A 22,336-nucleotide genomic window follows, 5' to 3' on the forward strand; every position below is an offset into this window, starting at 1 on the left:
AGGCGGCGACAGCATGGCGGAATTCGAACTGCTGGAAGGACTCTCGCCGGACGAGCGGCGGCAGTTCCTGGCCGCCTGCACGCCGCGCCGGTTCCGGCGCCGCGACATCGTCTGCCACGAGGGCGATCCCGGCGACTGCGTGCACCTGATCCTGGCCGGGCGGCTGCTGGTGCGGGTGACCACGCCGCTGGGGCACGCCGCCACCCTCACCATGCTCGGGCCCGGCGAAATGTTCGGGGAGCAGGCTCTTTTGAGCCCGGAGGCGCGGCGCACCGCCACCATCGTGGCCGTCACCGACGCCGAGACGCTGACCCTGAACCGGGTCCAGCTCGAACGACTGCGGCGGGAGTATCCGCAGGTGGAGCGGTTTCTCACCACCTCGCTGGCGGCGCAGGTGCGGCGGCTGTCGGCGGCGGTGCTGGAGGCGCTGTACCTGCCGGTGGAGACGCGGGTGCTGCGGCGGCTGGCCGATCTGGCCGCGCGCTACGGCGACGGGGGCGGAGCGCCGACGGTGATCCAGCTGACCCAGGAGGATCTGGCCTCGATGGCGGGCACCACGCGGGCAACCGCCAACAAGGTGTTGCGGGAGCTGGAGGATCAGGGCGTGGTGCGGCTGGGGCGCGGCTCGCTCACGGTGCTGGATCGGGCCCGGCTGGCGAAAAGGGCGCGCTGAAAAGACTTTTCGGTATTTAGGTTTCGTGCACCGAAGATCGGTCGCAACTAGGGGGATGACGACCGGAGTCCGCCATCACAATCTCTGCAAAATGGACAAATCAGGAATGCGAAATCATCGGGGCCCCTGGGGATCTCGCCTACCCGACGCCCGTTACCGCGGTCAGCATCCCCGCAGTTAAGGGACAAAGGTCCCTTGTGAACCCTTTCATCCGGGAGGATCCTCCGTCGGGAAGGTTTGTCCGGCAGCAGTCGAAGAAGCCCCACCAGGGCGGATATGCCGGTTCACGCATTCGCCACACGAAAATAGTTAAACCGTATAGGATTTCGGATGGCCGAAGTTCGTGGCCGAGCCTCTTCCATCCGGTATTCAGCTACCAAAGGGGGCGCACGATGCCCGGTATCAGAAACGGCAGCGACGGCGAACGGGAACTGCAGGAACGCTACGGCACCGATGATCGGGCGCAGCGTTTCTACTCCGACCAAGTGCGAGATCGACTCAATACCCACATGATCGATTTCATTCGCCGGATGGATATGGCCTTCATAGCGACCTCGGACAAGCACGGGGAATGCGATTCCAGCTTCCGCGCGGGCACGCCCGGCTTCCTGCACGTCATCGACGATCACACCGTGGCTTATCCGGAGTATCGCGGCAACGGCGTCATGGCCAGCCTCGGCAATATTCTCGAGAACCCCCACGTCGGCATTCTCATGATCGATTTCGTGCAGGACCTGATCGGCCTGCACCTCAATGGCACCGCCCGCATCGTCGACGACGCCCTCATGCGCCGCTGCGTCCCCGACCTGCCCGCCGAGCCGCGCGGGCGCATTCCGGAGCGCTGGGTGGTGGTCGATGTGGAAGAGGCCTATATCCACTGCCGCAAGCACATTCCGCACCTGGTCCCGGCGCACCGCGAGGCGCGGCAGTGGGGCACCGACAATATGCGCGCCAAGGGCGGTGACTACTTCCACGCGAAGGAAGAGAACAACGCCCTCGTGGAGTCCTGAATCGACTATTTGATCTTGAAGATCACGGCCCGCTGCACAATGAAGTTGATCACGGTGGCGGTGCCCTGCGCCACACAGAAGGCGAAGAACATCCGCCACCAGGCATCGGGCAGGGCGTAGTAACAGACCTGGTTGATACCGACCTGCAAAGCGAAGGTCAGCGCGTACAGGGCGATGACCGCGATGAATCGCCTACGGCTCGGTTCCGCCTTGAAGGTCCAGCGCCGATTGATCAGATACGCGGTGGTCGTGCCCGCGATGAAGCTGATCGACTTGGCCACCGGCAGCGGGAATCCGACCACCTTGAACAGCAGGGTGTACAGCCCGAAGTCGACAATGGCCGACAGCCCGCCGGTGACCGCGAAACGGATGATCTGCGTCTTGAGATCAACGTCCGTACCGCCCGGTTCATCGACCAGGGGCAGCTCGGGCGGGAGGGGCAGATGGGGTTCCGCGGTCACAGTGCAGAAGAGTAATGCCCGGGACAAAGGACACAAGCCTCGCGGCGGTTATGCCTGTAGCCTCTATGCCGATGTCCACGAAAGCTCAGACCACCACCACGGCCGCCGCGGAGCCCGCTTCCGCAGGCGAGAGCGAGCGGACCGCATCGCAGGGGACCTTCGACCTGCCGACGCAGAGCCGCCGCCTGACCGGTTGGGGTCGCACCGCAGCCACCACCTCGGAAGTGCTCTCCACCAGTGACCCGGAGCTGATCGCCAAGGCGGTCGCCATGGTCGCGGAGGACAACGACGCCAAGCCCGCGCACCTGCGTCGCGGTGTCATCGCCCGCGGCCTGGGCCGCTCCTACGGCGATCACGCGCAGAACGCCGGCGGCCTGGTCGTCGACATGACCACGCTCAACCGCATCCACCGCATCGACCGGGACTCCCGGCTGGTGGACGTGGACGCCGGCGTGTCCCTCGATCAGCTGATGAAGGCGGCGCTGCCGTTCGGCCTGTGGGTTCCGGTGCTGCCGGGCACCCGGCAGGTGACCGTGGGCGGGGCCATCGGCTCCGATATCCACGGCAAGAACCATCACAGCGCGGGCAGCTTCGGCAATCACGTGCGGTCGCTGGATCTGCTCACCGCCGACGGCAAGGTGCAGACCATCGGGCCGAAGAAGAACGCCAAGCTGTTCTGGGCCACGGTCGGCGGCAACGGCCTGACCGGCATCATCCTGCGGGCGACCATCGAGATGACGCCCACCGAGACCGCGTACTTCATCGCCGACGGCATCAAGACCACCGGCCTGGACGAGACCATCGCGGTCCACAAGGACGGGTCCGAGGCGAACTACACCTACTCCTCCACCTGGTTCGACGCCATCAGCGCGCCGCCGAAGCTGGGGCGCGCCAACGTGTCTCGCGGCCGACTGGCCAAGCTGGACGAGCTGCCCAAGAAGCTGCGGAAGAACCCGCTGAAGTTCGACGCGCCGAATCTGCTGACGGTGCCGGACATCTTCCCGAATTTCGCGGCGAACAAGTTCACGCTGGGCATGGTCGGCGAGGCGTACTACGCGCTCGGCGGCAACTACACCGGCAAGATCATGAACTTGACGGCGTTCTACCACATGCTCGACGTGGTCTCGGAGTGGAATCGGGCCTACGGCTCGGCCGGTTTCATCCAGTACCAGTTCGTGCTGCCGCCCGAGGCCCTCGATGAATTCACCAAGATCATCGTGGATATCCAGCGGTCGGGTCACTACACCGCGCTCAATGTGCTGAAGTTCTTCGGCCCGGGCAACCCGGCCCCGCTGAGCTTCCCCATGGAGGGCTGGAACATCTGCGTGGACTTCCCGGTCCGCCCGGGTCTCAACGAGTTCGTGCGCGATCTGGACCGGCGCGTCCTGGAATTCGGCGGTCGCCTCTACACTGCCAAGGACTCCCGGACCGACGCGGAGACCTTCCACAAGATGTACCCGCGGATCGACGAGTGGATCAAGATCCGCCGAAGTGTCGACCCCACAGGCGTTTTCATGTCCGATATGGCGAGAAGGCTGGAGCTTCAGTGATCAATGCGGTAGGGAACCCGCAATCCATTCTGCTGCTGGGCGGCACCTCGGAGATCGGCTTGGCGATCTGCGCCGAGTACCTGAAGAAGGGCCCCATGCGCATCGTCCTGGCCGCCCTGCCGGGCGACCCGCTGCGCGAAGAGGCCGTCTCCCAGATGAAGGCCGCCGGCGCCTCCGAGGTCCAGGTGCTGGACTTCGACGCGCTCGACACCGACAGCCACCCGGCCGTCATCGACGCGGCCTGGGCCAACGGTGACATCGACGTGGCGATTGTCGCGTTCGGCATCGACGGCGACGGCGAGATCTTCTGGCAGGACCAGCGCAAGGCCGTCGTGATGGCCCAAATCAACTACACCGCCGCGGTTTCCGTCGGCGTGCTGCTGGGCGAGAAGATGAAGGCGCAGGGCTTCGGCCGCATCCTGGCCATGTCCTCGGTGGCGGGTGAGCGGGTGCGCCGCTTCAACTTCGTCTACGGCTCCACCAAGGCGGGCCTCGACGGCTTCTACCTGGGCCTCGGCGAGGCGCTGGCCAAGTTCGGCCCGCGCGTCACCGTCATCCGCCCCGGCATGGTGCGCACCAAGCTCTCCGCGCACGCCAAGGAGAACGGCCTGACCGTGAACAAGGAAGACGTCGCCGTCCTCGCGGTCGCGGCTTCCGAGAAGGGCAAGGAAATCGTCTGGGCCCCGGGCACTTTCCGGTACGTCATGATGATCCTGCGGCACGTCCCGCGCCCGATCTTCCGCAAGCTGCCCATCTAGGCATCGGCACTCGAAACGCCGTCTCCGATCTATCGGGGGCGGCGTTTTTGTTATCCGATGGACCGGATGATCGCGTCGATCTCCGAATGCCGCGGCTTCCAACCGAGTTCGGCTCCGGCCTTGGCCGCGTCGACAATCAAGGTGGGCGGTTCGACAGCGGGTGGATTGTGCACCAAGGGAACTCGCCGCCCGGTGACTCGCTCGACCGCGGCCACGACGTCCAGAATGCTTGTCCCCCGCCCGCTTCCGATGTTGTAGCGCGCGAACCCGCCGGGCTCTGGCATCCGCTCCACCGCGGCGACGAATGCGGCGGCGGCATCATCGACGTGCAGGTAATCGCGCACGGCGGTGCCATCCCCATTGACCCCCAGGGGCGTCTGGGTCATTGCCGCGGCAAGCACCCGGGGAATCAGGCGGGTCGGGTCGTGGTCGTCGCCGCCCGCGAGATTCGGCAGCCGCAGCACGACGGCTCCGAGCGCACCGCTGCGAGCCTGGGTCTCGACCGCCACCTCGGCGGCCACCTTGCTGCTCGCGTACGGATGCGGTGGATCGACGGGCAGGTCCTCGGTCATCGGCTGGCACTCGGGCGAGCCGTAAACCGCGCAGGTCGACGAAAACACCAGGCCCGCCACCCCTGCCGCGTCCATGGCTTCGAGCAGCGCGATGGTGCCGCCCACGTTCACGTCGTAGTAGCGGACCGGTTCGTCGAAGGACTCCCGGGCGCGGGTCAGCCCGGCCAGATGGCACACCGCGTCGACGCCCGCGACCGCCTGCCGCAGGCCGTCCGGATCGAGCAGATCCGCCACGCGGACGTCATCGGCTCCGGAGAACCCCGCACCACCGGATCGAACAAGGGCGACCGGTTGGTGGCCGGCTGCTTTCAACGCCCGCACGACCGCCCCGCCGAGATAACCGCCCGCACCGGTGATCAGCACGCGACGGGCGTTCATCACATCGGGGGACTCGACCATCCCGCGAGGCTACCGGGCCAGATCGGCCGCGGCGACGGCGCTGTCCGTCGATCATTCGGAACGGCTACCTGCCCGGTCAGGCCCGGCGAAGTGTTCGGGGGCGCGGTACTGGCTAGGCTGACGCGCGGTCCTGGACACGAATGCGAAGGCAGGGTGCGGATGAGCGAGCGGGCGAGCGGGCGAGCGACACTGCTGGCGCGGCAGGCCGGCGGGGCAGCCGGGGAGGCCGTACTCGCGGCGCTGGTGGCGGCCGTGGTGGCGGCGATCGGACTGAAGGCGTTCTCGACCGTGCAGTGGCCCGCGTTCAACTCCTCCAACGTCACCCGCTCGCTCACCACCGTGGGACAGGTCGTGGCGCTGGCCATGCTGGTGGGCTCGGTTGTGCTGCTGCGGCTGCACAAGTGGGGATGGCTGGCAAAACTGCTGTCTTGGGGCGGGATTTCGGCGTTTGTGACGGTGACGCTGGGGATGCCACTGGCGGCCACCAAGCTGTATCTGTTCGGAATGTCCGTGGACCAGGAGTTTCGGACCCAGTATCTGACGCGGCTGACCGACAGCGCGGCGCTGCACGATATGAACTACATCGACCTGCCGCCGTTCTATCCGGCGGGCTGGTTCTGGCTCGGCGGGCGGTTCGCGAGTCTGACCGGGATGGCCGGATGGGAAGCGTTCAAGCCGTACGCGATCATCGGGCTGGCGGTCGCGGCGGCGGTCGCACTCGTGTTGTGGTCCAACCTGATCCGCGCCGATTGGGCGGTGGCGGTGGCCGCCGCGACGACCGCGGTGGCGCTGGCTTACGGCTCGCCGGAGGCGTACAGCGCGGTACTGACCTTGCTGCTCGGCCCCGCCCTGCTGCTGGCTTGGGGCGCGCTGCACCGGCCCGCCGAACGGGCTGCGGGCGAGACCGCATCAGGCGCTGAAGGGGCGGAACGCACGGCCGGGGGCTGGGGCGCGGTGCTGGGAGCCGGACTGTTCCTTGGGCTCGCGGCCACCTTTTACAGCCTGTATTTCGGTGTCGCGGTATTCGCCGTATGCCTGATGGCGCTCGTCGCGGCCGGTCTCGCGTTGCGTACCCAGCGCACCTGGCGGACCATCCTGCCGATCCTGGTGCGGCTCATCGGGATCGGTGCGATCGCGGGCCTACTGGCCCTGACGGTGTGGACTCCGTTCTTGCTGAAGTTCCTGTCCGGCAAGGCATCCCTGGGCTCCGGCTCGGCCTTCCACTACCTGCCGGAGTCTGGTTCGCGGCTGCCCCTGCCGATGACCGAGTTCAACCTGCTCGGCGTCTTCTGCTTGGCCGGAACAATCTGGCTTGTACTGCGGGCCGGGAGTTCGCGGCGCGCGCAGGCGCTGGGAATCGGCGTCGTCGCTATCTATCTGTGGTGCCTGATGTCGATGCTGGCGACGGCCGCGGGCACGACACTGCTGGCTTTTCGGCTCGAGTCTCCGCTGATCGCGCTTCTCGCAGCGGCGGGCGCGTTCGCCTTCGCCGAGGGTGCGCGGGCGATCTACCAGGTGCTGAACGAGCCCGGCCGGTTCCGGATCGCGGCCGCGGCGGTCGCGGTGGCCGGTGCGGTCGGGTTCAGCCAGCACATTCCGACGGTGCTGGCGACGGAGATCAACACCGCGTACACCGATACCGACGGGAACGGGGAACGCGCGGACAAGCGATCTCCCTCGGCGGTCTCGTATTACCGCGAGATCGACGCAAAACTGCTGGAACAGACCGGTCGGCCGCGCGACAAGAGTGTGGTGCTGACCGCCGACACCAGCTTCCTGGCCGTCTACCCCTACTACGGATTCCAGGCGCTCACTTCGCATTACGCGAATCCGCTCGCCGACTTCGCCGCGCGCACCGCCGAGATCCAGCGCTGGAGCACACTGAAGAGCTCGCAGGAGCTGACCGACGCGCTGAACCACTGCCGCTGGTACGCGCCGGATGCCTTCCTGTTCCGGCGTTCCGGCGACGACTACACGCTGCGGCTGTCGCAGGACGTGTATCCGAACGACCCGAATGTGAAGCGGTTCACAGTGGCGTTCCCCAAGGAGCTGTTCACCGACGGGCACTACCGGATCACCGATATCGGGCCGTTCACCCTCGTGGTGCGTGTCTGAACAAAACAACGAGACAAGGGTCACTTATCAACAGATTTCGCCCATTTTCTGTGGATAAATACCCGTTCCTGTGGATAACTTCGGGACTTGCCAGTGCAATCTCAGCCGAACCCGGTAGCGTGGGCCGCTGATTGCCAGGCACCAAGGAGTTAGCAGCGTGACACAGGGGCGGGTATCCGACCGGGGGGTCGAAGACGGTTCGGCGGTAGCGGTTCTCGACCGCCCCGCACCGGAAGTGGCTCCCCCCAAGCTTTCCCGGCCGCGCCGTGCGGCCCGGCGCCTGCGCCTGGCCCGCGCCGATCTGATCGTCGCCACCGGTTACCTATCGCTGGCGGTGCTGGTGCTCTCCGGGCAGTGGCTGCACACCGATCGCGGATACCTGATCAAGAGCGGCCAGGACCAGACCATGTGGGAGTGGTTCTTCGCCGTCACCGCGCACAATGTCGCGCACCTCGAGAACCCGCTGGGCACGCTGCTGCAGAACTATCCCGACGGCGTGAACATGATGGCCAATACCGCCATGTTCGGCGTCGGCGTGCCGCTCACCCCGGTCACGCTGCTGTTCGGGCCGACGGTCACCTTCGTGCTGGTGCTCACCCTGGGCCTGTTCGGCACCGCCTTCGCCTGGTACTGGCTGTTCTCGCGCGAGGTGGTCGCGTCCAAGGCCGCGGCGGCGGTGGGCGGCCTGTTCTGCGGTTTCGCGCCCGCCATGATCTCGCACGCCAACGCGCACCCGAATTTCGTGGTGCTGGCCCTGCTTCCGCTGATCGCGCTGCAGCTCATCCGAATGGCGCGGCGCGCCGGCGCCGCCAAGGAGATCCGCAAGGCGCGGCGCAATCGCGACGCCGTCATCCTCGGCCTGCTGGTGGCGCTGCAGATCGCCCTGGGCGAGGAGCCGCTGCTCATCTTCGCGCTGTCCTTCGGGCTTTTCGCGGCCGTCTACTACCTGCACGCCCCGAAGACCGGTCTGCGCGCGCTGCGCGCCGTCACCCCGACGGTGCTGCTGGCCGCGCTGATCACGGTGGCGCTCACCGAGATTCCGCTGTGGTGGCAGTTCTTCGGCCCGCAGTCCTACCGTTCCATCGACCACGTGGCGATGCAGAACGATCTGAAGGCGCTGTTCCAGTTCCCGTCCGAATCGCTGGGCGGGCTGGTCTCGCACGGTCAGAACGTGGCCATCAACCCGACCGAGGAGAACTCGTACTTCGGCTGGCCGCTGTGGATTCTGGTCGCGGTGGCCGCGGTGCTCATGTGGCGCGAGCGGGTGGTGCGGGCGGCGGCCACGGTAATCGTGGTGTTCACGGTGCTCTCGCTGGGCTCGACCCTGCGGATCGGGAAGGTCGACACCGGGATCGGCCTGCCGTGGCAGCGCCTGTCGAATGTGGCGCTGCTGGATACGGTGCTGGAGTCGCGGTTCACCATGGCCGCGATTCCGGCCATCGCCCTGATCCTGGCCCTGGCCGCCCAACGGGCACTGGACTATTGGAAGGTGTCGGCGACCGACTGGCGGCCGCTGGCCCTGTTCGCGGCGCTGGCCCTGGCCCTGCTGCCGCTCACCCCGACCATCCTGCCGGTGGTACAGCGTCCCGCCACCCCGAGCTTCTTCACCGATGGCACGGTGCGGCACTACGTTTCGCAGGGTTCGGTGGTGATCGCCCCGCCGCCGACCCCGCCGGATGCCCGCGCGCTGCGCTGGCAGGTCGATTCCGGCTTCGAATTCCCGCTCGCCGGAGGCTATTTCGTCGGACCGACCGGCGCGTCCAAGAAGGGCCGCTACGGTCCCGACGACCGGCCCACCGCGAGCCTGCTCATGCGGGCGCAGCGGACCAATACGGTTCCGGTCATCGACGACGCCACCCGTGCACAGGCGCTGGAGGATCTGCGCTACTGGCGCGCCGACGTGGTGGTGCTGCCGCCCACCGACAATGGCGACACCCTGCGCGTGACCGTCGACCAGCTGCTCGGCTTCCCCGCCGAATACGTTGACGGCGTGTGGCTCTGGGACGTGCGCGGCAAGATCTGAGGAGTCAGCCGATCTTTCGATAGGTGACGAACCCGCTGACCGACAGCGCGCGGGTGATCACCCCATTGCTCAGCACCAGTTCGTGCGTGCCCTGGACCTGGCAGCCGCTGCCGCCGGAACTGAGCGTGCCCGCGCCGAGGGTGATGTCGCCGGTGCCGGGCACGCCCAGCAGCCGGTAGTCGAAGACGCAGATCACCCGTCCGCCACTGGATATCGTCGAGGTCACCAGCGCCTGGTTCAGCTCGCCCTGCCGGATGCTGAGCCGGTAGTCGTTGGCATTGGAGTCGCTGGACCCGGACCATTCGCCGACGAATTCCGCGGGCACCCGCCCCGCCGGTAGGGGCGTGGTGGCGGCCACCGTGGTCGTCGGCGCCACCGACCCCATGGTCGGAATCGCCGCGGACAGCGGTGCGCCGCTGGGGGTTCCGTGACTCTCGAGTTCGGCGACCGCCCAGATCGCGCTGCCGCCGATCACCGCGGCCGCCAGCACCACCGACAGTCCGATGATGATCCCGCGACCCGTCCCCGACCCCGCATACACCGGCTCCGGCGCCCGATGCCGGTGCGGCACAGCATCATCGACCGGTACCCCGGCCCCGCCGTAGAACGCGCGATAGCCGGGCACGGAGTCGTCGACGGCGTAGTGGCCCGGCCCGATGGCGGTCGGGTCGGTCCGGGATCCGGTCACGCGGGTCCGCACCGAGGTCGTGGTGCCGGCCATGCGCCAGGCGTCGTAGGCGGCGTCGATGAAATCCGTGCAGCAGTCGAATCTTTCGGACGGATGCTTGGCCAGCGCGCGATCGAAGACGGCATCGAAGCCCGGCGACAGGTCCGGCCGCACCTGCGACACGTGCAGCGGCGGGGTGCTGGTGTGCGCGTAGATCAGGCCCGCCAGATCGGTCGCCAGGAACGGCCGCGAGCCGGTGAGCAGCACGAAAAGCGTGCAGGCCAAGGAGTATTGGTCGGTGCGCGGATCCAGGAACCGCCCCGACACCTGCTCCGGCGAGGCGTAGGCGAAGGTGGCGGAGATATCGCCGGTCTTGGTGACATGGGTGGTCTCGTCGCGCAGCCGGGCGATGCCGAAATCGGTGAGCAGCGCGCGTTCCGGGCGGCCGTCCTCGGCCGGGGACAGCATGATGTTGGACGGCTTCACATCCCGGTGCAGCACGCCCTTGCCGTGCGCGTAGTCCAGCGCCGAGGCGATGCCGCGGCCGATGCGCAGCGCCCGCTCCGGCGACAGCCCCGCGCGGCCGTCCGCGTCGGGGCCGTCCACGTACTGCATGGCGATCCACAGCCGCCCCTCGTCGAGTCCCCGGTCGTAGACCGTGACGATGTTCGGGTGGTCGAAGCGGGCGGTGATGTCGGCCTCTCGTTCGAAGCGCCGCCAGCCCTCGGCGTCGGCGTTCACCTCCTCGCGGTTGAACACCTTCAGCGCAGCCAGGCGCGGTAGCCGGGGGTGGCGGGCCGCGTAGACGGTGCCCGAGCCGCCGGCCCCGATCCAGCGCTCGATGACGTATCCGGCGATGTCCTCGCCCGGCTTCAGATCGGTCATGGTGGCGCACCTACCTACGTCAGCTCTGCGATACCTACTTCAGTGGAGCCCTCTCCAGCCAGTCGGTCAGGAGGCTGCCCACCGTGTGCCCTGGCCAGCGCAGCACCATCACGAAGCGGGAGCGCGGATCGCCGTCGGGAAAGGTGACGGCGGCGACCGCGCGATGGGCCTCGGTGTCGGTGGTGGCGTCGCGCTCGACGGCGGCCGCGGTGGTGACGGTCAGCTCGCCCGCCACGTCGTCGTGGGTGACGCCGGTGGCGCGGGCCTGGTTGTCGAAGAACAGCTGGGCCACGGATTGCCCGGGGCGAGTGTCGAAGTCGAGGACGTCGAAGTGCACCTGGCCGGTGGTGTCGTCGGCATTGCAGCGCACCCGGTGCGCGCCCCGGGCGGGCTCGCCCGCACCCGGATCGCCCGCCCGGCACGAGCTGCCCTGCCAGCCGACGGCGGTGCCGGTGGAGGCGAGCTGGCCGATCAGGCTGGGGAAGGCGCGGGCGATGGCGGCGTCGTCGCGACCCCACGAGGAGATCAGGGTTTCGGACTTGGTGTACGTGATCAGCCCGCTCACATCGGTTTTGCGGCTGACCCGGCCGTCGGCGAGCAGGGTGAGGGTGGTGGGGCCGTTGGCCTTGCAGGCATTGGCCGGTTCCCGGACCACGGTCTGGGAGGTGCCCACGATGAGCCGGTCGCCGTCCTCGGGTACCGAGTCCAGCGGCGCGGAGAACTCGCAGTGGAACGGATTCCCGTTGGGGAGAACGCCGTCCACGCGATTGGACAGCACCGGATCGCCGACCTTGGCCTGCTGGACGGTCAGCCGGTAATTGGTCTGCCCCTCGGTGGCCAGCCAGGTGCCGACGAACCGGTCCGGCACCAGGCCGCCGGTGGCCACGGGCGGCGGCGGATTGTGCTGCTGCATGGCGAACCCGACGCCCGCGGCGGTGACGGCGGCGACCGCCACCGGGATCAGGGTGCGCCGGTGAACCAGGTTCCGCCACACCGATTTCCGGCCCCGGAACGGCTTGGGCGTGATGGGCTGCGGCAGCAGCCGCGCCGGGGCGGTGTGCGCCAGCGCGGGATCGGAGTAGTAGGCCGTGGTGGCCGCGTACGCGAAGTCCGCGCAGCTCTCGAAGCGGTCCTCGGGATCCTTGGCCATGGCCTGATCGAAGACCGCGTCCATGGCCGCGGGGAGTTCGGGATTCACCTCGCTGACCCGCAGCGGCCGCTCCTGGGTGTGGGCGTGCACCCAGCCCAGCGGATTGTCGGCACGGAAGGGCCGCTGGTCGGTGAGCAGCACGAAAAGCGTGCAGGCCAGCGAGTATTGATCGGATCGCGGACCGACCGGCTTGCCGCTCACCTGTTCGGGTGATGCGAAAGCGAAAGTGGCGGAGATATTTCCGGTATGGGTGAGTTTTGTGGTCTCGTCGCGCAGCCGGGCGATGCCGAAGTCGGTGAGCAGGGCGCGCTCGGGACGGCCGTTGTCGGGATCGGCGATCAGGATGTTGGAGGGCTTCACATCCCGGTGCAGCACGCCCTTGCCGTGCGCGTAGTCCAGCGCGGCGCCGATCTCGGTGGCGATGCGCAGCCCGCGCTCGGGCGAAACATGGTGCAGCTCAGCGGCATCCACGCCGTCGATGAACTGCATGGAGATCCAGAACAGCTCCTCGGCGACGCCCCGGTCGTAGACCTGCACGATATTGGGATGGTCGAAGTGCGCGGCGATATCCGCCTCGCGTTCGAAACGCCGCCAGACGTCGTCATCCCCCATGACATCATCGCGCTTCAAGATCTTCAGTGCCGTAAGCCTCGGTAACCGCGGGTGCCGCGCCGCATAGACGACGCCCGACCCCCCGGCCCCGATTCGCCGCGCGATCACATACCCGGCGATAACTTCGCCAGGTCGCAGCTCGGTCATGCTTCCTCTTTGTCTTTCCGGCCCGGCCCCACGCCCAGTTCGGATAAGAACCATCATAGAGTCGATGCTCGTGCGCGCAGACTCCCGAGCGTTTCACCGCATCCGCATCATCGCCCTGGTCTCCGGTCTCCTCGGATTCCTGCTGGCGGTGATCACGCCGATCCTGCCCGTGAACCAGGATCGGCCGACTCTGCATTGGCCGCAAGGAGATACGGCCGATGTCGACGCCCCGTTGGTGTCGTATGTGCCGTTGAACCTGGATCTCACGCTGCCCTGCCAGGTGCTACGGGACCTGCCGACCGGCACGCTGTTCTCCACCGTCCCCGCGGCCTCGGGGCAGGCCGAGTCGAAGGGCCTGGTCGTCAAGGTCACCGACGAGCCCGAGAAGGGGCGCACGGTATCGGTTCTGACGCGGCTGATTCCGCTGCTGTCGGCGCCGGTGGCGGAGATCGAGAACTGCACCGCGATCACCGTGCATTCGGACGCCGCCGAGACCCGGGTCGAATTCACCGGCGTCGACCGCAAGGACGGGACACCGTTCGTCGGCCGGGTCGGCGGCGACACCCGGCCCCAGGTGGTGGGCCTGTTCACCGATCTGAAGCGGGATCAGCTCGGAACCGCCAGTGCCACGGTGGATATCGACGCGCGCTTCACCTCCAGCCCGAACTGGATCAAGCGGCTGGCCACCATCGGCGCGGTGGTGTTCACCCTGCTCGCCCTGCTGGCGCTGCACTTCCTCGACACCTCCGACGGCCGCAAGCCGCGCCGGTTCCTGCCCGCGCACTGGTGGCGGGTCCGGCTGGCGGATGTCGCGGTGATCGGCACGCTGCTGGTCTGGCACGTCATCGGCGCGAACACCTCCGATGACGGCTACATCCTGAATATGGCTCGGGCCTCGAAGGTTTCGGGCTACATGGCCAATTACTACCGCTGGTTCGGCGTTGCCGAGGCGCCGTTCGGGTGGCCGTACGAGGTGCTGGCGTGGATGACCCGGATCAGCGATTCCAGCCCGTGGATGCGGCTGCCCGCGCTGCTGGCCGGAATCACCTGCTGGCTGGTGATCAGCCGGGAGGTGCTGCCGCGCTTGGGTTCGCGGGTGCGCCGCGACAATGTCGCCATCTGGACCGCCGGACTGGTGTTCCTGGCCGCCTGGATGCCCTATGACAATGGGCTGCGGCCCGAACCGCTGATCGCGGCGGGCGCGCTGCTGACCTGGTGCTCGATCGAACGGGCCATCGCCACCGGACGGCTGCTGCCCGCGGCGATCGGCGTGCTGATCGCGGCCTTCTCGCTGGCGGCCGGGCCGACCGGTCTGATCTGTCTGGCGGCGCTGTTCGCGGGCGCGCGGCCGGTGCTGATGATCATCATCAAGCGCGCCAAGGGCGGCCCCACCGAGCCGAGCGGTTGGGGCTCCCGGCTGCTGCGCTACGGCGCGCTGCTGGCCCCCGGCGTGGCGGCCGGAACCCTGGTGCTGGTGGTGGTTTTCGCCGATCAGACCCTGGCCTCGGTCATGGAGGCGACCCGGGTGCGCACCCTGATCGGGCCCAACGTGGCCTGGTTCGACGAGCGCACGCGCTGGGATTCGCTGCTCATGCTCTCCCCCGACGGCTCGCTGGCCCGCCGGTTCGGGATCCTGGCCATGCTGCTGGCCCTGGGCGTGTGCGTCATGGTGATGCTGCGCAAGAACGGCCGCATTCCGGGCACCTCGCGCGGGCCGTCGGCGCGCATCCTGGGCATCATCTTCATGTCGCTGTTCCTGATGATGTTCACGCCCACCAAGTGGACCCACCACTTCGGCGTGTACGCCGGACTGGCCGGGTCGGTGGCGGCGCTGGCCTCGGTGGCGGTGGGCGTCAACGGGATTCGCTCGCCGCGCAACCGGACGCTGTTCACCGCGGCCGTGTTCTTCCTGCTGGCCATCACCTTCACCGGGCCCAACGGCTGGTGGTACGTGTCCAGCTACGGCGTGCCCTGGTTCGACAAGGCGCCGCTCATTGCGGGCAAGGGCTTCTCCACGCTGTTCCTCGGCCTGGCGGTGCTGTGCCTGCTCATCGCGGCCTACCAGCACTTCCGGGAGCCCTACGCGCGGCCGAAGCCGGTGCGCGGGTTCGACAAGTTCGCGACCATGCCGCTGACCGTCGCCGCGGCCGCGCTGGTGCTGTTCGAGGTGCTGTCGCTGGCCAAGGCGGCCGTCACCCAGTACCCGGCCTATTCCATCACCGAGTCGAATCTGCGCGCGCTGAAGGGCGATTCGTGTGCGCTGGCCAATGAGGTGCTGGTCGAGACCGATACCGCCGATTCGCTGCTGCACCCGTGGAGCGGCTCGGACGCCGACGGATTGTCTGCGGAGAACACCGGATTCACGCCCAACGGCGTCGCCTCCGACCTCACCGCGGATGCCGAGGAGACCGTCACCGGCGGGGCCAACTCGGTGAACGACAAGTCCTCGGGCAACAAGACCTCCAAGACCACCGGCGCGGGCACCGGCGGCGGCAAGAGCGAGGAGACCGGCATCAATGGCAGCTCGGTGGCGCTGCCCTTCGGGCTGGATCCGGCCAAGACGCCGATCGAGGGCAGCTACACCGATGGTGAGCAGCAGGTTTCGAAGCTGACCACGCAGTGGTACAACGCCGAGAAGCTGAACACCGTGCGCAATGATCCCGCGTACAAGGTGCTGATCGTGACGGCGGCGGGCCGCATCAAGTCCTTCAACAAGGACGGGGTGGAGACCTACGGCCAGGACCTGGTCGTCGAGTACGGCACCCGCGACGCCGCGGGCGCGGTCACCGACACCGGGCAGATCCGGCCCATCGACATCGGGCCCAGCCCATCCTGGCGCAACCTGCGCGTGCCGCTGGACCAGATTCCGGCCGGGGCCAATGCGATTCGCCTGGTGCTCAACGACGCCGATATCACCCCGCGCCAGTGGCTGGCGGTCACCCCGCCGCGCCTGCCCAAGCTGGAGACGCTCAATTCGCTTGTCGGCGACCAGGCTCCGGTGCTCGAGGACTGGCACGTCGGCCTGGCCTTCCCGTGCCAGCGGCCCTTCGACCACCACGACGGCGTTGCCGAGGTGCCGCAGTGGCGCATCCTGCCCGACCGCGTGGGTCAGGACGCCTCCAATGCCTGGCAAGACGATATCGGCGGCGGTCCACTGGGCTGGACAGGTTTGCTGCTGAAATCGCAGACCCGGCCGAGCTATCTGAACCACGACTGGAGCCGGGATTGGGGCTCACTCGAGCAGTTCACCCCATATGTCCCGAATGCGAATAAGACGCCGACCCTGGACGTGACCGTCCAGACCCGCTCCGGCCTGGCCAAGGATTCACCGATCAAGGCCAAGTAGCGGACACGAAAGGCCCGCTCGAAGCACTGCTTCGGGCGGGCCTTTTCGATGATTTTCACCATGCCTGTCGCGGCGCGGCAGTGAACACCGCCACTCCCAGCGAGTACCGATACGATCAGCAACCGTGCCCGACGCCTCCGCAGTCCTCACTAAGCCGAATCCCTCGGCGACCGCACCTGTGACGCAGCGCGATTTCCGGATCGCGAAGCTCATCGCCATCGTCGCCGGCGTGCTCGGCGCGCTGTTCGCGCTGGCGACCCCGTTCCTTCCGGTGCAGCAGACGCAGGCGGAGGTGAGCTGGCCGCAGGGCGGTTCGCTCGATCCGGTGCAGGCGGCCCTGGTGTCGCAGGTGCCGGTCGACGTGAACGTCAGCATTCCGTGTTCCGCGGTCCAGCAATTGGATCCGCGCGGCGGCATCCTGCTGGCAACCGCGCCGCCGCAGGGCAAGGGCGCGGATCTGGAGGCCATGTTCGTCCGCGTGTCCGGCGACAGCGTCGACGTGCTGGATCGGAATGCCGTGGTGGCCACCGCGACCCGGGCCGAGATGAACGAGTGCTCGCGCCTGGTCATCGCCTCCGACGACAAGCAGACCACCGCCGTCTTCGAGGGCGTCACCCGCACCGTCGAGAAGCCGACCGCCGACGGCGGCCGCGAGCTGGTCACCGCGCCGGTCGAGGGCAAGCTGCTCGGCGATCTGCGCCCGCAGGTGGTCGGCGTCTTCACCGATATGAAAGGCGCGGTCCCCGAGGGCCTTTCGTTCCACATGACGGTGGACTCGCGCTTCTCCTCTTCTCCGACCGTCATCAAGCTGGTGGCGATCATCGCGGCGGTGCTGCTCACCCTGCTGGCCATGGGCGCGCTGGCGGTGCTGGACACCAGCGACGGCCGCGGGCACCGGCGCATCCTGCCCGCCCACTGGCTGAAGCCGACCTGGGCGGACGGCGGCATCATCGGCACCCTGCTGCTGTGGCATTTCGTGGGCGCCAACACCTCCGACGACGGCTACATCCTGACCATGGTGCGCGCGGCCCCGCACGCGGGCTACCTGGCCAATTACTTCCGCTGGTTCGGCGTGCCGGAAGCGCCGTTCGGCTGGTACTACTACGTCATCCAGGCCTTCGCCCAGGTCTCCACCGCCAGCCCGTGGGTGCGAATTCCCGCGCTGCTCTGCGGAATCCTGTGCTGGCTGGTGATCAGCCGCGAGGTGGTGCCGCGGCTGGGCAACGCGGTCGCGAAGTCGAAGGTCGCGCTGTGGACCGGCGGCCTGGTGTTCCTGGCCTTCTGGCTGCCTTACGACAACGGCCTGCGCTCGGAGCCGATCGTGGCCCTGGGTGCGCTGCTGACCTGGGTGTCCATCGAACGGGCCATCGCCACCTCGCGGCTGCTGCCCGCCGCGGTGGCGGTGCTGGTGGCGGCCTTCACGCTGGCGGCCGCGCCGACCGGTCTGATGTGTGTGGCGGCGCTGCTCGCGGGCATCCGGCCGCTGGTGCGGATCGTGGTGCGGCGGCGCAAGCAGTTCGGTGACGTGGCCCTGCTGGCGCCCATCGCGGCGGCCGGATTCCTGGTCCTGGTGGCGGTTTTCGCCGATCAGACCTTCGCCGGAATCATGGAGGCCAACCGGGTGCGGCAGGTGACCGGGCCGAACCTGGCCTGGTACGAGGACTACCTGCGCTACTACTACCTGTTCGTCGAGACCGTGGACGGCTCGCTGGCCCGCCGGTTCGCGTTCCTGCTCATGATCCTGTGCCTGATCACCACCATGCTGGTGCTGCTGCGCCGGCGGCAGGTGCCGGGCATCGCGAGCGCGCCGACTTGGCGGCTCATGGGCGTGGTCTTCGGAACCATCTTCTTCATGATGTTCAACCCGACCAAGTGGACCCACCACTTCGGTTCGTACGCGGGCATCGCGGGTTCGCTGGCCGCGGTGACGGCGGTCGCGGTGTCCGCCACCGCACTTCGCTCCCGCAAGAACCGCTCGGTGTTCCTGGCCGGGCTGCTGTTCACCCTCGCCGTCGCCTTCTCCGGCATCAACGGCTACTGGTACGTCTCCAGCTACGGCGTGCCGTGGTTCGACAAGCGGGTGTCGCTGCACGGCTTCCAGTCCAACACCTTCATGCTCATGCTCTTCGGGCTGGCGCTGGCCGTGGTGGCCTGGCAGTCGCTGCGTGAGGGCTACGCCAAGCCCATGGAGAACGGGAAGACCCGGCGCGGCAGGCGGATCCGCAAGTTCGCCGCGATCCCGCTCACCGTGGTGGCCGCGCTCATGGTGGCGTTCGAGGTGCTGTCGCTGGTGAAGGGCGCGGTGACGCAGTACCCGGCGTACTCGCTGGCGCGCTCCAATTTCGACGCTCTGGCCGGGAAGTCCTGCGGGCTGGCCAATGACGTGCTGGTGGAGCCGAAGGTCAACGAGGGCAACCTGACCCCGATCATCGATCCGGCGCACCCGCCGCTCAACGGTGATCCGCTGGCCGGGGAGAACCCGGTCGGCTTCTCCCCCAACGGCGTCGCCGACAAGCTGGACGCGGACAGCGTCGAGGTGAAGCCGGGCACCGGCAACACCTCTACCCAGACCGTCGGCCCGGCCTTCGAGAAGGGCCAGAACGCGGGCACCGGCGGCGGCAAGGGCGCCGAGGGCGTCAACGGCTCCACCGTGGCGCTGCCGTTCGGCCTGGACCCGGCCACCACCCCGATCATGGGCAGCTACCAGGACGGCGTGCAGCAGCCCGCCGAGCTCACCTCCAGCTGGTACCAGTTGCCCGCCCGCAGCGACGACTCGCCGCTGATCGTCATCTCGGCGGCGGGACGTGTGATGTCCTTCGACGACACCGGGAACATGACCTACGGCCAGGACATCTTCCTGAAGTACGGCCACCACAACCCGGACGGCAGTGTCACCGAGCTGGGCCAGTACCGCCCGCTCGATATCGGGCCGGCCCCGTCCTGGCGCAACCTGCGCATCCCGCGCTCGGCGCTGCCCGACGACGCCGACGCCGTGCGCATCTACGCCCGCGACCCGATCCTGATCGGCGACCAGTGGCTGGCCTTCACCCCGCCGCGGGTGCCGAAGCTGGTGTCGCTCAACGACTACCTGGGCGGCGAGCAGCCGATCCTGCTGGACTGGGCGGTGGGCCTGCAGTTCCCGTGCCAGCACCCGTTCGATCACCGCGACGGCGTGGTGGATTCGGCCCCGCGCTTCCGCATCCTGCCGGACCGCCCGCTCGCGATCAGCTCCACGAACACCTGGCAGGCCGAGGAATTCGGCGGTCCGCTGGGCTGGGCGGAAATGCTGGCGTCCTCCAAGACGGTCCCGACCTATCTGAAGGACAACTACGCCCGCGACTGGGGCTCACTCGAGCAGTACAACCCGTACTACGCGAATTCGTCCGACCCGACGAAGTTCCCCAAGCCCGCGCAGATCGACACCCACGTGGTGGATCGCTCCGGGCTCTGGTCACCGGGGAAGATGCGCGTCTTCTGACCCGGGACATGCTGTAACCGGTGGCCGCCCGCGACATTGCGGGCGGCCACTGTCGTTGAAGGACTTACCGATTCGAGATGGTGAGCGGCTAATGCTTGGCGTCTACGTGCGCGACCCATTCGTAGACGGGCAGGTTCCCCTCCGCGGTCTCCTGCCACCGTGACGTCACTTTGAAACGCTCGTACCCACCCCCGTACGCGACTCGCAGTTCGATACCCGGCGGAGTGATCCGGACGATCCGCGTTTCGAGGCCATCCGGCCCGCCTTCGAGTAGCGCCATCGGTGAGGTACTCATAGCTGAAGGCTCTCACATCTGTGCGAGCCACCCGATAGATTCAGCGCAATCGGCGAGCCGCCTGAACAAGCCGACCGCCTGGTGTCAGGCCAGGCCCATCATGCTCAGCAGGCTGCTCAGCACGCCGCCGATGATCGGAATCTTCGAGGCGCTGCCGGTGCCCAGCTGGCCCGCGGGGACGGCGGTGACGCTGATGCCGATGCGCGCGGCATTGCTGCCCGGGGTGCCGTCGTCACTCGCGATGAGCGTGAAGCTGCCCGCCGCGGTCGGGGTCCACGCGATGGTCGCGATGCCCGAGCTCACCGGGGAAGCGCCCAGGTAGGTCGGATTGCCGCCCGAGGAGTCCGCGATCCAGAAGCCGACCTGGGTGCCGGCGGCCGCGCCGCTGTCGGTCGCGGTCACGGTGTAGGTCGAGTTGACGTGTGCCAGTGCGGTTCCGGCCGAGACGCCGGTGACCTGCGCGGACGCGGACGGCGCACCGGCGGTGACGGCCAGCGCGGTGGCGGCGGCCGCCACCCCGCCGAGGATCGATCGCCGAATTCGAAGGGTAGCCATAGATGCTTCGCTCCCAAGCTCGCATTTCAAAACTGAAATGCGATATTTTCACAGCTAGAGCGGAAGCAGGTGGTGTTTGCGTGGATTGCGGGGAATGTTCTTGTCGCGCAGCACGTGCAGGGCGCGGCGGATCTCCAGGCGGGTGGTGGCGGGTTCGATGACCGCGTCGATATAGCCGCGCTCGGCCGCCACCCAGGGCGTCGCGATGGTGGCGTTGTAGAAGTCGATCATCTGCTGGCGCATGGCCGCGCGCTGCTCCTCGGGAGCCGCCTCCAGCGATTTCGCCCCGATCAGCGAGACCGCGCTCTCCGCGCCCATGACCGCGATGCGCGCGGTCGGCCAGGCCAGATTGATATCCGCGCCCAGCTGTTTGGAGCCCATGACCGCGTAGCCGCCCCCGTAGGACTTGCGGACCACGACCGTCACCTTCGGGACCGTCGCCTCCACGAAGGAGAAGATGAACCGGCCACCGCGCTTGATGACGCCGATCTTCTCCTGTTCCACCCCGGGTAGGAAGCCCGGCGTATCCACCACGAAGACCAGCGGAATCTCGAAAGCGTCGCAGAGCCGGACGAAATGGGCCGCCTTGTCCGAGGCCCGGGCGTCCAGCGCGCCCGCGTAGACCATCGGCTGATTGGCCACCACGCCGACCGTGCGGCCGTCCACCCGGGCGAAACCGCAGATGACGTTGCGGCCCGCGGATTCCCCGAATTCGTGGAACGCGCCGTCGTCGAAGATGCGCAGCAGGATCTCGTGCATGTCGTACCCGGCATTGTCGGCATCGGGCACGATCGAGTTGAGCTCCAGGTCCGATTCGGTGATCTCCGGTTCCAGACCGGGATTCACGATCGGCGGCAGTTCCTGGCAGCTGGACGGCAGGTAGCTCAGATAGTCGCGCACCCACTGAAACGCGTCGGCCTCGGTCTTGGCCACATGGTGGATATTGCCGTACTGCGCTTGGGAATTCGCGCCGCCCAGTTCCTCCAGGCTGACGTCCTCACCGGTGACCTCGCGAATCACCTTGGGCCCGGTGACGAACATGTAGGCCTCTTCGGTGGCCACCACCACGTCGGTATTGATGGGCGCGTAGACCGCGCCGCCCGCGCAGCTGCCCAGGATCATGGAGATCTGAGGCACCAAGCCGGACAATGGTTCCTGGCGCCGGCCCAGCTCGGCGTACCAGGCCAGCGAGGTCACCGCCTCCTGCACGCGGGCGCCGCCGGAATCGTTGATGCCGACCACCGGGCAGCCCACCTTGGCCGCGAATTCCATGATGCCCGCGACCTTGCGGCCGAACATCTCGCCGACCGAACCGCCGTACACGGTCTGGTCGTGCGAGAAGACGGCCACCGGGCGGCCCTCCACGAGACCGTGGCCGGTGACCACGCCGTCGCCGTAGAGGGCGTTCTTGTCACCCGGATTGCGCACCAGCGCACCGATTTCCACGAAGGTGCCGGGGTCCAGGAGCATGTTGATGCGGTCGCGGGCGGAAGGGATGCCCTTCCGGGCCCGCTTGGCGATACCCGCATCGCCCGCCGGTTCCCTCGCTACGTCGAGCTTGTGACGAAGGTCGGCGAGCTTTTCGGCGGTCGTGCTCACTGGTCTCCTTTCGGCAAAAACCTACTTTCGCAGAACCCGTG

Annotated in this window: 15 protein-coding genes; 8 read left to right on the forward strand and 7 right to left on the reverse strand. The window is 67.9% G+C overall.

Annotation, left to right across the window (positions count from 1 at the left end):
- The first annotated feature begins 13 nt into the window (after positions 1-13).
- Both ACAM49_RS11265 and ACAM49_RS11270 read left to right on the forward strand, forming a co-directional pair.
- Positions 14-673 carry a Crp/Fnr family transcriptional regulator gene (locus ACAM49_RS11265; RefSeq protein WP_369635407.1) on the forward strand — a complete coding sequence of 220 codons (660 nt, stop codon included), beginning with the start codon at positions 14-16 and terminating at the stop codon, positions 671-673.
- A 392-nt stretch (positions 674-1,065) separates the two neighbouring features.
- Positions 1,066-1,683, forward strand: a complete 618-nt coding sequence (locus tag ACAM49_RS11270; protein WP_369635408.1) for a pyridoxamine 5'-phosphate oxidase family protein — start codon at positions 1,066-1,068, stop codon at positions 1,681-1,683.
- Between the two features lie 5 nt (positions 1,684-1,688).
- Here the strand turns inward: ACAM49_RS11270 and ACAM49_RS11275 are convergent, their stop codons facing one another.
- On the reverse strand, positions 1,689-2,144 hold the full coding sequence (locus ACAM49_RS11275) for a GtrA family protein (protein WP_369635409.1): 456 nt from the start codon (positions 2,142-2,144) through the stop codon (positions 1,689-1,691).
- Between the two features lie 71 nt (positions 2,145-2,215).
- On the opposite strand from ACAM49_RS11275, the gene ACAM49_RS11280 reads away from it, so the two are divergent.
- Positions 2,216-3,694 (forward strand): FAD-binding protein, encoded by a 1,479-nt coding sequence (locus ACAM49_RS11280; protein ID WP_369635410.1) that lies wholly within the window; start codon positions 2,216-2,218, stop codon positions 3,692-3,694.
- The gene (locus tag ACAM49_RS11285; RefSeq protein WP_369635411.1) at positions 3,691-4,452 is read left to right on the forward strand and encodes a decaprenylphospho-beta-D-erythro-pentofuranosid-2-ulose 2-reductase; all 762 of its coding nucleotides are present in this window, start codon (positions 3,691-3,693) and stop codon (positions 4,450-4,452) included. Before ACAM49_RS11280 ends, ACAM49_RS11285 begins: the two co-directional genes overlap by 4 nt.
- Before the next feature lie 50 nt (positions 4,453-4,502).
- Here the strand turns inward: ACAM49_RS11285 and ACAM49_RS11290 are convergent, their stop codons facing one another.
- Positions 4,503-5,423, reverse strand: coding sequence for an NAD-dependent epimerase/dehydratase family protein (locus tag ACAM49_RS11290; protein ID WP_369635412.1), 921 nt, complete (start codon positions 5,421-5,423; stop codon positions 4,503-4,505).
- A gap of 159 nt (positions 5,424-5,582) precedes the next feature.
- Between ACAM49_RS11290 and ACAM49_RS11295 the strand changes: the two genes are divergently transcribed.
- Positions 5,583-7,538, forward strand: a complete 1,956-nt coding sequence (locus tag ACAM49_RS11295) for a galactan 5-O-arabinofuranosyltransferase (protein ID WP_369635413.1) — start codon at positions 5,583-5,585, stop codon at positions 7,536-7,538.
- A gap of 157 nt (positions 7,539-7,695) precedes the next feature.
- Entirely contained in the window at positions 7,696-9,561 is a 1,866-nt protein-coding gene (locus ACAM49_RS11300) for a glycosyl transferase (protein WP_369635414.1), read from the forward strand.
- A 4-nt stretch (positions 9,562-9,565) separates the two neighbouring features.
- On the opposite strand, the gene ACAM49_RS11305 is transcribed toward ACAM49_RS11300, so the two are convergent.
- Both ACAM49_RS11305 and ACAM49_RS11310 read right to left on the reverse strand, forming a co-directional pair.
- The gene (locus tag ACAM49_RS11305) at positions 9,566-11,113 is read right to left on the reverse strand and encodes a serine/threonine-protein kinase (RefSeq protein ID WP_369635415.1); all 1,548 of its coding nucleotides are present in this window, start codon (positions 11,111-11,113) and stop codon (positions 9,566-9,568) included.
- Between the two features lie 34 nt (positions 11,114-11,147).
- Positions 11,148-13,022 carry a serine/threonine-protein kinase gene (locus ACAM49_RS11310; RefSeq protein ID WP_369635416.1) on the reverse strand — a complete coding sequence of 625 codons (1,875 nt, stop codon included), beginning with the start codon at positions 13,020-13,022 and terminating at the stop codon, positions 11,148-11,150.
- A 64-nt stretch (positions 13,023-13,086) separates the two neighbouring features.
- On the opposite strand from ACAM49_RS11310, the gene ACAM49_RS11315 reads away from it, so the two are divergent.
- Together ACAM49_RS11315 and ACAM49_RS11320 are read left to right on the forward strand one after the other, a co-directional pair.
- Positions 13,087-16,368: an arabinosyltransferase domain-containing protein gene (locus tag ACAM49_RS11315; protein WP_369635417.1), complete on the forward strand. Its 3,282-nt coding sequence runs from the start codon at positions 13,087-13,089 to the stop codon at positions 16,366-16,368.
- A 178-nt stretch (positions 16,369-16,546) separates the two neighbouring features.
- Positions 16,547-19,846 carry an arabinosyltransferase domain-containing protein gene (locus tag ACAM49_RS11320; RefSeq protein WP_369635426.1) on the forward strand — a complete coding sequence of 1,100 codons (3,300 nt, stop codon included), beginning with the start codon at positions 16,547-16,549 and terminating at the stop codon, positions 19,844-19,846.
- A gap of 88 nt (positions 19,847-19,934) precedes the next feature.
- On the opposite strand, the gene ACAM49_RS11325 is transcribed toward ACAM49_RS11320, so the two are convergent.
- The 3 genes from ACAM49_RS11325 to ACAM49_RS11335 form a co-directional block, all read right to left on the reverse strand.
- Positions 19,935-20,141, reverse strand: coding sequence for a DUF5988 family protein (locus tag ACAM49_RS11325; RefSeq protein WP_369635418.1), 207 nt, complete (start codon positions 20,139-20,141; stop codon positions 19,935-19,937).
- 84 nt (positions 20,142-20,225) lie between these two features.
- Positions 20,226-20,696, reverse strand: a complete 471-nt coding sequence (locus ACAM49_RS11330) for a hypothetical protein (protein WP_369635419.1) — start codon at positions 20,694-20,696, stop codon at positions 20,226-20,228.
- Positions 20,697-20,750: 54 nt separating this feature from the next.
- Complete coding sequence (locus ACAM49_RS11335; protein ID WP_369635420.1) at positions 20,751-22,295, reverse strand: acyl-CoA carboxylase subunit beta; 1,545 nt, start codon at positions 22,293-22,295, stop codon at positions 20,751-20,753.
- Between the last annotated feature and the right edge of the window lie 41 nt (positions 22,296-22,336).

Source organism: Nocardia sp. JMUB6875 (assembly GCF_041154655.1).
GTDB lineage: Bacteria > Actinomycetota > Actinomycetes > Mycobacteriales > Mycobacteriaceae > Nocardia.